Origin of the sequence: Chitinimonas sp. (genome assembly GCF_041904975.1) — a bacterium.
Classification (GTDB): domain Bacteria; phylum Pseudomonadota; class Gammaproteobacteria; order Burkholderiales; family Chitinimonadaceae; genus Chitinimonas.
The window spans coordinates 1-11,077 of record NZ_JAYRLZ010000138.1 but is presented as its reverse complement, the minus strand read 5'-3'; the positions used below and the strand labels follow the sequence as shown (position 1 = coordinate 11,077).

General features: G+C 61.5%; 8 protein-coding genes. 5 read left to right on the top strand and 3 right to left on the bottom strand.

The window, feature by feature from the left end; genetic code table 11:
- Positions 1 to 21: 21 nt before the first annotated feature.
- A complete protein-coding gene (locus ACE3OH_RS13345) occupies positions 22 to 2,199 on the bottom strand; it encodes a molybdopterin cofactor-binding domain-containing protein (RefSeq protein WP_374353536.1) in 2,178 nt (725 codons plus the stop codon).
- Entirely contained in the window at positions 2,196 to 2,663 is a 468-nt protein-coding gene (locus ACE3OH_RS13340; protein ID WP_374353533.1) for a (2Fe-2S)-binding protein, read from the bottom strand. The genes ACE3OH_RS13345 and ACE3OH_RS13340 overlap by 4 nt, the downstream gene beginning before the upstream one ends.
- Before the next feature lie 428 nt (positions 2,664 to 3,091).
- Between ACE3OH_RS13340 and ACE3OH_RS13335 the strand changes: the two genes are divergently transcribed.
- The 5 genes from ACE3OH_RS13335 to ACE3OH_RS13315 all read left to right on the top strand — a co-directional run bounded on the left by ACE3OH_RS13335 (position 3,092) and on the right by ACE3OH_RS13315 (position 10,706).
- The gene (locus tag ACE3OH_RS13335) at positions 3,092 to 4,267 is read left to right on the top strand and encodes a hypothetical protein (protein WP_374353529.1); all 1,176 of its coding nucleotides are present in this window, start codon (positions 3,092 to 3,094) and stop codon (positions 4,265 to 4,267) included.
- 357 nt (positions 4,268 to 4,624) lie between these two features.
- Positions 4,625 to 5,388, top strand: a protein-coding gene (locus tag ACE3OH_RS13330; RefSeq protein ID WP_374353523.1) for an IS5 family transposase whose coding sequence is annotated in 2 segments (ribosomal slippage) — positions 4,625 to 4,997 and positions 4,997 to 5,388 — 765 coding nt in all. Because the reading frame shifts where the segments join, the coding sequence is not laid out codon by codon here.
- Positions 5,389 to 5,577: 189 nt separating this feature from the next.
- Positions 5,578 to 7,605: a methyl-accepting chemotaxis protein gene (locus ACE3OH_RS13325; protein ID WP_374353520.1), complete on the top strand. Its 2,028-nt coding sequence runs from the start codon at positions 5,578 to 5,580 to the stop codon at positions 7,603 to 7,605.
- Positions 7,606 to 7,920: 315 nt separating this feature from the next.
- Positions 7,921 to 9,378, top strand: coding sequence for a TldD/PmbA family protein (locus ACE3OH_RS13320; protein WP_374353516.1), 1,458 nt, complete (start codon positions 7,921 to 7,923; stop codon positions 9,376 to 9,378).
- Positions 9,375 to 10,706, top strand: a complete 1,332-nt coding sequence (locus tag ACE3OH_RS13315; protein ID WP_374353513.1) for a TldD/PmbA family protein — start codon at positions 9,375 to 9,377, stop codon at positions 10,704 to 10,706. Before ACE3OH_RS13320 ends, ACE3OH_RS13315 begins: the two co-directional genes overlap by 4 nt.
- An 81-nt stretch (positions 10,707 to 10,787) precedes the next feature.
- Here the strand turns inward: ACE3OH_RS13315 and ACE3OH_RS13310 are convergent.
- The coding region (locus tag ACE3OH_RS13310; RefSeq protein WP_374353510.1) for a hypothetical protein at positions 10,788 to 11,077 on the bottom strand (290 nt) is incomplete at its 5' end.

Sequence of the window (11,077 nt, the reverse complement as noted above, 5' to 3'; positions counted from 1 at the left end):
TGAAGTTAAATGGCTGGAGGTTCAGCCGGTAATCAGTGTCCAACCCGCCTGGCTGAGCGGTAGTCGCTCCACCGGCTTGCCGGTGGCGGCGAGCAGGGCATTGGCAATCGCCGGGGCGATGGAAGCCACCCCTTCCTCGCCGGCGCCGCGTGGCCGGTCGGTCTCGCCATTGGCTAGCACCAGCACATCGAGCGGCGGAACGTCGGCTAGCCTCGCCACCCGGTAGCTGTCGAAATTGCCTTGTTCGATTTGCCCGTCTTTCAGGGTGATTTCGCTGAACAGAGCGGCAGAGAGGCCAAACAGGGTGCCACCCATCATCTGCGCTTCGACGATGCGTGGGTTGGCGACCACGCCGACATCGATGGCGGCGGTAATGCGATGCAGGCGGAACTGGCCCGGTGCCGGTACGCTGATTTCCACCACATGGCCGCTGATGGCGTCATTGCCCATGCTGATCGCCATGCCGCGATAGTGGCCGGCCGGCAGCGGCTGATCCCAGCTGGCGCGCAGGCAAAGCGCATCGACCAGCAGCAATTCGGCGCGTGCCTTGGCAAACAGGGTACGGCGATAGTCGCGTGGGTCGATGCCGGCAAGTCGGGCGGCTCGGTCGATACTGTGTTCCAGGAAGAACACGTTTTGCGAAGCGCCGACCGAGCGGAAGTAGCCGCAAGGCACGCCTTCATCGACCCGCGTCCAGCTCAGGTGCGCCTTGGGAATGGCATAGCGGTGCGCATTCAGGCCCATGATGGTGGACCAGTCGAGATCGGAGGGCGGGCCATTGCTCAGCCCGCTGTATTCGAGCAGCGACGGGTTGGCCAGATCCACCCGCAATGCGGTGGGCAGCATATCCGGCCCCAGAGCCAGCCGCAGTCGAGCCGCCACGGCGGGCCGATAGCCACCGGCGCGCATATCCACTTCCCGCGACCAGATCATCTTCACCGGCTTGCCGACCGCCTTGGCGATCAGGGCTGCTTCAATGGCAAAGCCATGCTCAAGGCGCCGCCCGAAGCCGCCACCGCTGAGTTGCGGGTGCACCGTCACCTTTTCGAGGGGTAGCCCCAACGCCTTGGCAACGCCTTTCTGGGTATCAAGCGCGCTTTGGGTGGATAGCCAGAGCTCGGCCGAGTCGGGTCTAACTTCGACCGTGGCATTCATCGGCTCCAGCGTGGCGTGCGCAAGAAAGGGTACGTCATAGGTGGCATCGACTACCGCTGTGGCCTTGGCAATGGCGTCGGCGGTGCCGGCAATATCCATGCGTTTGTCGTCTCGCTGGTCGAAGTCCGCACCTCGACCCAGTCTGGCAGCGGCGAGCAGTCGCTGGCGAAAAGCCTTGCTATGGCTGTGGGCATGGGGCCCGTCCTGCCATTTTGGCTTCAGCGCCCGCGCGCCTTTCAGCGCCGGCCAATAGCCATCGGCCACTACCGCCACCGCGCCAGGCAATCTGACCACCTGGCGCACGCCCTTGATCGCCTTGGCGGGCCGCTCATCCACGCTGATTAGCTTGCCGCCGAAGGTGGGCGCGTGCAGCACGGTGGCGACCAGCATGCCGGGCCGGTCGACATCCATGCCATAAATCGCGCTGCCATCGACCTTGGCCGGGATATCGCTGCGCGGCAGTGACTTGCCCAATACTGTCCACTGCTCGCGTGGCTTGCGCACCGGCTTTTCGGGTGGCGTGAGCGCCGCAGCTTCGGCCAATAGCGCCGTATAGGGCAGGGTACGGCCACTGGCTGGGTGGTGCACTGCTGCGTCTGCTACCTGGCACTCGCCAGCGGCGATCTGCCAGCGCGCGGCGGCGGCACGCACCAGCATATCGCGCGCAGCGGCACACACCGGGCCAAGGCTGCGCAGGCTCAGCCGAAAACCGAGGCTGCCAAAGGTGGCATAGTTGCTGATGAGCGGGTCGATAAAGGGTGCGCTGACCGGCGCCTGCTCGACGCGAATGGCGCTCACCGGCATGGCTAACTCTTCGGCCGCCAGCTGCGCCACCGTGCTATGGGTGCCCTGGCCGATTTCGGCAACATTGCTGAGTACGGTCAGCTGACCATCGGCAGCGAAACGCAGCCACAGGCCGAAGCCGCTTGGGCGCTCGCTTGGCGCGTCGGCCGCCAGTGCGGGAAAACCGCCAAGCGTCCAGGCGCCCAGGGCAAAGGTCGAGGCGAGAAAGCGGCGCCGTGATGGGTTGGCGAGCTGGCTCATGCAGCCTCCTTGCCGAGCTGGCTGGCGGCGGCATGGATGGCGGCCCGCATGCGCGGGTAAGTGCCACAGCGGCAGATATTGGTAATGGCGGCATCGATATCGGCATCGCTGGGCTTGGGCTTGCTCGCCAGCAGGCCGGCTGCGGCCATCAAGGCGCCCGACTGGCAGTAGCCGCATTGCGGCACCTGATGATCGATCCAGCTCTGTTGCAACACGGCCATCCGGGTTTGGGCCAGACCTTCGATGGTGGTAATCGCCTTGCCGGCCACCGCCTGCACCGGCATCACGCAGCTGCGTACCGGCGCGCCATCGATATGCACAGTGCAGGCCCCGCATTGCGCGATGCCACAGCCGAACTTGGTGCCGGTCATTTTCAAGCTGTCGCGCAGCACCCACAGCAGGGGCGTGTCGGCATCAAGCTGTACCGAATGGGGCTGACCATTGATGGATAGTTGGAATTTCACGGCGGGCTTCCTTGTGGCTGCTGGCATGGGCGGGGGACTGGCGCATTCTAGGTATCAGGGTAGATCTGGCGAGCACGCTGCGATGGGCAAGCATTCCGGGTGATGACTGGGCGGATGGCGAGATGAATGGTGTATGGCAGATTTCGTGCGGACTGCCGTGCACGTTTGCGGTTGACGTCGCGTATCAGCAAGCCGGCGCCAAAGGAGGCTCACGACTTTGGCCAAGCGGATTCACGACCCGTGATGTTGCCGGGGAGCGTGGTATTGCCCAGGCGGTACGGGTGACAGATTCGTGCAGCCGCGGCGACCCACGCTATAAATGCAGGGCTGCAAGGGCAACAGGAAACGGCCTTGCGGCGATAACCATGTCGAGGTGGATGGGAGCGATGCGGCGATTACGAGCTGTGCTACTGCTGATGAGTGTGGGCTTGTCCGGGGAGGCTCTGGCGCTGGATGCCAGCGGCCTGTTCGAGCTGCGGACGAGCGCCGGCAATGCCGAGACCAGCTGGCTATCGGGAGGGTTGGGCAAGTCGCGCCTGGATCGCCAGCATGCTGCGCTGGGCCAGGGCATGCTGGTGCTGGACCAAAGCCTTGGCGACACGCTCAGTGCCAGCGCTACCGTGATGCTGGTCGCTGAGCAGCGCGCAAGGCTCGATATCAGCGAGGCGAGCCTGCTGTGGCGGCCTTTGCCCAGCTCTGCCTGGCGCTACACCATCAAGGCCGGCGCATTCTTCCCGCCCGGCAGCCTGGAAAACGACGGGCCAGGCTGGACCACCAGCCGTACCCTGTCGGCCTCGGCGATCAATAGCTGGGTGGGGGAAGAGTTGCGCATCAAGGGGGTCGAAGTGGACGTGCTGCGCGCCGGCCGCTTTGCCGGATCGCCGCATGATTTTGGCTTCACCCTTGGTGCATTCACCGGCAATGACCCCGCCGGTACTCTGATCGCCTGGCGCGGCTGGGGCGTGGGTGACCGCATTGTCGGGCTGACCGAGACCATTCCCCTGGCGCCGCTGCCGATCTATAGCCCGGGTGGCCGCCTGTATGGCCGGCAGGCGCCGCAGCTCGATAACTACCACGAGATCGATGGCCGCCCCGGCTACTATCTGGCTGCCCGCTACGGCTATGCCGGTATGTTCGATGCGCAGGCCCTGCATTACGACAACCGCGCCGACCCGCATAAGGTGGGGCATGGCCAGTATGCCTGGGATACCCATTACAGCGCGGCAAGCGGTCGCTGGCTGCCAGGCGGCAACACCGAAATCCTCGCCCAGGCCATGCAAGGCACCACCAGCATGGGCACACGGGTAGTGCACGTCGACTTTGCCGCCTGGTATGTCATGGCCAGCTATCGGCAGGGCGCCGATCAGCTCGCCCTGCGCTATGAGCAGTTTCGCACCCGGCAGGGCGATATCGTGCCCGGCGACAATAACGACGAGGATGGGCACGCGGTGACCCTGGCCTGGACACATCCGCTTGGCCAGCAGCTGCAGCTGGTGCTGCAGGGACAGACCATCTCAAGCCAGCGACCAGCCCGCAGCAAGCTTGGAATCGCAGCTGCTCAGCTCGAACACAGTCTTCATTTTGCATTGCGCTGGCAGCTCTGAAGGCGCGAATGCTGGGCTGATCAGTGCAATGTGAGAATTTACGACGAGGATGGGCACGCCTTGACCCTGGCGTGCACAGTGAACCGCCTCAGGTTCCGTAGAGGCCGTTTGGATTGACAGGCCGTTGAGAATCACCCCGCTCCTTGCTGCAAGCGGAGTTCGCTAAGCGATTTGACCTCGTTATGCTCGAATTTTCCACTTTGCGGCCAGCACCAAGAGTCTCGCTAGCCTGCTGGCGCAAGCTGTTTAGCCGAAATCAAGGCAAGGATACAAATGTTTTTCGAGGCTGGCATTGTTAGAGAGTGTCGTCACAAGGTGTGTCTTAATACTCACACCTCAAATTGCGGTTGCGACTGAATGACCCCAGCCCATCGACGTCACGATATTTCAGACAAGGACTGGGCGCTAATGGATCCTCATCTGCCGGGGCAAGCCGGGCAATGGGGAGGTGTGGCGCAGGACAATCGGCGTTTCATCAATGCGGTCTTCTGGATCTTGCGTACTTGCACGCCCTGGCGAGATCTGCCGGCAGACTACGGCGATTGGAAGAATACACATCGGCGTTTCTGTCGCTGGCATGATAAGGGCGTATGGAAATTACTGCTTGAGCGCCGTATCGACGAGCCTGATTACGAGTGGCTGATGATCGATGCCAGCCACTGCAAGGTTCATCCGCACGCCACTGGGGCACGAGGGAGTAATCAAGGGATGGGGCGCACTAAAGGTGGCTCAATACCAAGATACATGTGGCCGTGGATGCGCATGGTATGCCGGCCCGAATCATTTCTAAAGAAGGTTCCAGAGCTGATTGCGCACAGTCGGAAAACCTGATTGACGGCTTAGTCGCCAAGCACCTGATTGCCGATAAAGGTTATGACAGTGATGCTCTCGTCGAGCGGGCCAAGCACCAAGGTATGCAGGCGGAGATTCCGCCGCGCAAGAACCGCAAGGCACCTCGCGTTCATGATGAGCACCTGTATCGCCATCGCCACTTGGTCGAACACACCTTTCTACACATCAAGCAGTGGCGTGGTGTCGCTATGCGCTATGCCAAGAACCTGTCGTCGTTTCTTGCTGCCTTACAGATACGTTGCCTCACACTTTGGTTGCGAATCTCATGACGACACTGTCTAGACCGTGCGGTCTATTCCTTCGGTCGGCTATCCCCCATTTGAGCGATGTAATTGTGCTGAAAGCAATTTAAGGTCAATGCGCGGGCCGGTTTATGTTTTGCCTGGATCAACTCTGGTTCAGCGTATTGCGGCCCACTCAATGCCTGCTTGAATGCAAGTCCCTGTCTGGAGAGATTCATGCTGAATTTGCTACTGTCGCCTGCCATTGCTGTTTCGCAGCTTTTGAGTTTTCGCCGCAAATTCCTGTTGATTTTCCTCGCTGCGCTATTGCCGGGCCTGTGGTTGTTGGCGCAGCTGGTGGTGTCCGAAAACCAGGCGGTTGATCGTGATCGACGTGAATTGGCCGGCGTTGCCTATCAGGTTCACTTTCCGGCCTTGCAAACTGCGCTGGGACGGCATCGCTCGCTTTCTACCCAATGGACGCCGAATGACAAATCGGCTGAAGCAGATCTGCTTGCGCAGGAGCATAAGGTTGATGACGGCATCAATACCTTGAAGACCGCGCTCGATGACCCCGAGGCACTTCCACAGCTTCAGGCAATCGAGCATGACTGGCAGGCCTTGAAAAGCAATTGGCGCAAGCTATCGCTGGATGAAGGCATGCGCCGTCATTCGGCGCTGATTGCGGCGGTGAACGCCTTCAGCCATCAGCAGGCGGGTGATTCAGGTTTGCTGCTTGATCCGGATGCGAGTTCCTACTACCTGGTGGTGACTGCGGTTGACCAGATTCCCTTGCTGCGCGAAAACATCTCGCAATTGCGTACCCAAGTCGGCTTGCTCAGCAAAGGTGGTAATGCCGATGTCCGGCTTGGCTATATCGACTCCCTGCTCAATAGCGCCATTCCGGCATCGATGCAGCGTATCGACAATGATATCCGCCTGATGGAAGCCAATCGCTCGGGGATGGAGGGCTTCAAGCAGTTCAGCAGCGAATGGATGAAAACCGCCGAAGAAATCAATGGCATGCGCAAAGCTTTGTCTGGTCTGGTGACCGGCAATGCCGATGCGCAGGCGGTGGCATCTGCCTTCAAGCAGATTCCCAAAGTGGCGGACGAGATGGATCGCGCCAAACTGGCAATGTTGAACGGGCTGGCCAATCAGGTGATCAAGCCGCGCTTGCACGAGGAAATCCGCAATCGCAATCTGCAGGTGGGTGCCGGGTTGGCCATCTTTCTGCTGGTGGCCTATCTGATTGGCGGCTTCGCCCGCGATATCTCGCAAAGGGCTGAGTCGCTCGAAACCAGCATGCATCGGGTGGCGGAAGGCGATCTGACCACCCTGATCGCCAGCAGCGGGCGCGATGAACTGGGCCGCGTCATCACCAGTGCGCATCGGCTAGCTGAGCGCCTGCGCGACACCATGACGGAGATCCGCCACGGTGCGGATGAACTCAAGCGCGCGTCCGATACGATTGCCGCGCTGGGTACCCAGGTGGTGGCTGCCACGGCCGAACAAAGCGATGCTGCCTCGCAAATGGCGGCGGCGGTGGAAGAGCTCACCGTCAGCATTGGCGTGGTGGCGAATGATGCCGGCAGCGCGCATCAGATATCCGATGAATCAGGCCGCAGCTCGGTAGCCGGTGCGGCGGTGGTGCAGGAAACGGTGGATGGCATCGAAGGCATTGCCTTGCGGGTGCGGGAAACCTCCAAGACGGTATCGGCGCTGGGCGATGTGGCAGGCGAGATCGCCAGCATTGTCGATGTCATCAAGGATATTGCCGATATGACCAATCTATTGGCCTTGAACGCTGCCATCGAAGCGGCACGTGCCGGCGAATCCGGCGCCGGTTTTGCCGTGGTGGCCGATGCGGTGCGCAAGCTGGCCGAGCGCACTGCCACATCAACGCAGGATGTGTCGGTGATGGTAGATCGTATCCGCCATGGTGCCGAATCGGCGGTGCGCGAGATGCATCGCAGTGTCGAGCAGGTCGAGATCGGCGTGACCATGGCCAATCAGGCGGGCGCGGCGATCGGCACCATACGCGAAGGCTCGGCTCGGGTGGTCGGCGTGGTGTGTGCCATTTCCGACACCTTACGCGAGCAGGCCCATGTGGCGGAAGAGCTGGCGCGCAATGTGGAGTCGATCGCCCAGATGTCTGAAGACAACCGCCGCGCGGCCGAGTCGTCGGCTGCCACGGCACAGGCATTACGTACCCTGGCAGGACAGCTCGAAGTGAAGATCGGGCGATTCAAATTGGCAGGCTGAAGCAGGGCTCATTCGCTGGCTCAAGTTTGCCAGCACGCAACAGGGTCGCCGGGGAGGGCGGCCCTTTTTTTGTCTGTGCACAAGCGAAAAACGTAGCGCCTTTTCATGTGTCTGGACTCGGGTGTTTGAGCTTTGCCTTTGCAAATCAAGTGGATGCGTGGATTTTGTGTCGGCGCCGCATCTGCACCACGGTGTTACGCAGGCTTGGCGAGTCAACGCCGGGGATATGACCGTGTCGATGCGGGCAGCTAAGATGCTTCCCGGTGGGAATATCGATTGTCGTGGCGCTTGAGCGCCTTTGATGGGAAGGCATATATGTGGAAAGCAATAGAGCAGTCGTTCCGGGGCCTGGCAAGGCAGGTGGATTTTTGCTCCCTGCGCCTGGTGGAGGAGCGCAGCGAAAGTCTGGAGGTGCGCCTTAGTGTGCCGCAGCCCCTGGCGCGGCGCCTGGATCGTGGTGCCATGGTGACCGTGGTGCATGGTGGCGGCTATGGCTATGCGGCAACCGCCAATCTGTCGGAGGCGGGCCTGCGCGAGGCGTTTGATACAGCGTGTCGCTGGGCGCAAATCAGCGCGGCGCGCTCGGTGTTCGACTTTCGCACACTTTCCCTGCCGCATCCTACCGGCCGCTATCTGGGCCCGGCAGCCGACGGCGAAGCCGACTGGAATCGCAAGGCGCTGTATGACTTGTTGATGCAAGAGTCAGAAGCCTGCCGTATCGACGAGCGAATTGTTGATTGGGGAGTCAGCCTGGGCCGCCTCGATATCGAGCAGCGCTATCTGACCAGCGAGGGCGGGGATGTGGAGCAGCGTTTTCGCGCCATTATCCCCAGCCTCAGCGCAACCGCGTTTGCCGATGGCGACAGCCAGACGCGCAGCCTGGGCGGGCAGTACAACGGCTATTGCCGCCAGGGCGGCATGGAGATTCTCGCCCAGGCGGGCCTGGCGGGCGCCGGACGGCGGGTGGCTGACGAAGCCTTGCAGCTTTTGCTGGCACCCAACTGCCCGACTGGCGTGATGGATGCCTTGCTGATGCCCAGCCAGATGATGCTGCAGATTCATGAAAGCATCGGCCATCCGCTGGAGCTGGATCGCATTCTCGGTGATGAGCGCAACTATGCCGGCACCAGCTTTGTCACGCCGGATATGTTCGGCCATTACCAGTACGGCTCATCCCTGCTCAATGTCAGCTACGACCCGAGCCGCAGCAATGAATTTGCGGCCTACGGCTGGGACGATGACGGCGCCGTGGCGCAAAAGGCTTACATCATCCGCAATGGCATTTTGGAGCGGCCGCTCGGTGGCAGCCTCTCCCAGGCGCGCGCTGCCGAGGCCGGCTTTGCGCTTGCCGGCGTGGCCAATAGCCGCGCCTGTAGCTGGAATCGCGCGCCGATCGATCGCATGGCCAATCTGAATGTGGAGCCCGGCGATCAGTCGCTGGCGCAATTGATCGGTGGCATCGAGCGTGGTGTGTTGATGGATACCAATGTCAGCTGGTCGATCGATGATTCGCGCAATAAATTCCAGTTCGGTTGCGAGTGGGGCCAGCTGATCGAGAACGGTGAATTGAAGGGGGTGGTGAAGAACCCCGGCTATCGCGGCATTTCGGCCACGTTCTGGCGCTCGCTCAAAGCGGTTGGTGATGCCGGTACCGATGATGTGATGGGTACGCCGTTTTGCGGCAAGGGCGAGCCTAACCAGGTGGTGCGTGTCGGCCATGCGTCGCCGGCCTGCGTGTTTGGCAATATCGAGGTATTCGGAGGGGAGGCATGATGCAGCACGCAGATTTGCGCGAACATTTTCACCGGCTGGCAGACAGCGTGCATGCAGCCTTGCATGCCGGCGAGGGTTTTACCCTGTGGCTGGCGGCCGAGACGTCCGACTTTGTGCGCTTCAACCATGGCAAGGTGCGGCAGGCCGGACAGGTGCGCCAGTGCTATATCACGCTGCGGCTATTGCGCGGACAGCGGCATTTGTCGGAAACGGTCAGCCTCGGTTGTGGGGCCGACGATGCGGCAACTGTGCTGCGCACCTTGGCCCAGCTGCGTACCCTGCTCGATGATGTGGCTGAGGACCCGCATCTCTTGCTGGCCGATGCGGTGCACACCACCCTGCATGCCGCGCCCAGTAAATTGCCCGATGCCGGGCAGATGACGGCGGATATCGTCGATGCGGCAGCAGGCTGCGATCTGGTCGGCATCCTCGCCAGCGGGCCGGTTTGCCACGGCTTTGCCAATCATCATGGCCAGCGAAACTGGCACGACACCAGCAGCTGGAATTTCGACTGGAGCGTGTATTCGCATGGCGACAAGGCGGTCAAACGCGGTGGCGCCGGTTTTGAATGGCAGCCGGCGTCGCTAGCCACGGCGATTGCCGAAGCACGCAGCCAGCTGGCGCTGCTGGGCCGGCCGGCACGCTCGCTGGCGCCAGGTGGCTACCGCGCCTACTTCACGCCTGCGGCGCTGGGCGAAATCGTGGGCATGCTCAACTGGGGCGGTTTTTCCGAGAAACAGCTGCGAACCAAGCGCAGCGCCTTGCTGCGCCTAGCCGAGGGCGAAGCCAGTCTGGATGCCCGCATTGCGCTGCATGAGGACACCCTGCACGGCCTGGCGCCAGGCTTTCAGCCCGAAGGTTTCATCAAGCCGGAACGGGTGGATCTGATTACCGATGGGCGCTTGAGTGGCAGCCTGATCAGCCCGCGTACCGCCAAGGAGTATGGCCTGAAGGCCAATAGCGGCAGCGAGGCGCCCGAATCGCTGGTGATGGCGGGCGGCGAGCTGCCCATGGCCGAGGCACTAAGTGCGCTGGGAACAGGCTTGTATGTCAGCAACCTCTGGTATCTGAATTATTCCGATCGCGCAGCTGCCCGCATGACCGGCATGACCCGCTTTGCCTGCTTCTGGGTGGAAAACGGCGAAATCGTCGCGCCGCTCAATGTCATGCGTTTCGATGACAGCCTGTACCGGATGCTCGGTAGCGAGCTGGAAGCCTTGACCCGCGAAACGGAATTCCTCGCCGATGCCGGTAGCTATGGTGCGCGCTCCAGCAGCAGCCAGCGCCTGCCGGGTGCCTTGCTGCGCGACTTCCGCCTGGTGCTGTAGGGCATTCTTACCCTTTGCCAGGTCGATGGCGCTATCGCATCCGTCTGCCAATCGGGCTTCAGATGGACAGGGCAAGCTGTGTCAGGCTTTGCTTGCCCTGTTTTTGCTCGACAGCGTGGCGCAGAACATCAACAGCAGGCAGGCATAAGCCTGTGCGCGACATGTGGATAAGCCTGCTAGGTGCTTGATTGGCTTGGGTTTGATTGTGCTGCTTAAAAAACGGGCACTCATGCAAAAGCCATGCCTGATGTCCGGTGTTGTGATGGTGATTTGGCATTTATCCCGACGCGCATCGTGTTTTGGGCAAAATTCATGGGTGTCTCCACAGTTGCACTGGAACAAGCCTGTGTGTGGTGTGTGGATAAGCATGG

Bases quoted from the DNA above. Each gene is read 5' to 3' on its own strand.
- ACE3OH_RS13320 (WP_374353516.1), top strand. From the start codon at position 7,921: ATGTGGAAAGCAATAGAGCAGTCGTTCCGGGGCCTGGCAAGGCAGGTG.
- ACE3OH_RS13325 (WP_374353520.1), top strand. From the start codon at position 5,578: ATGCTGAATTTGCTACTGTCGCCTGCCATTGCTGTTTCGCAGCTTTTG.
- ACE3OH_RS13315 (WP_374353513.1), top strand. From the start codon at position 9,375: ATGATGCAGCACGCAGATTTGCGCGAACATTTTCACCGGCTGGCAGAC.
- ACE3OH_RS13345 (WP_374353536.1), bottom strand. From the start codon at position 2,199: ATGAGCCAGCTCGCCAACCCATCACGGCGCCGCTTTCTCGCCTCGACC.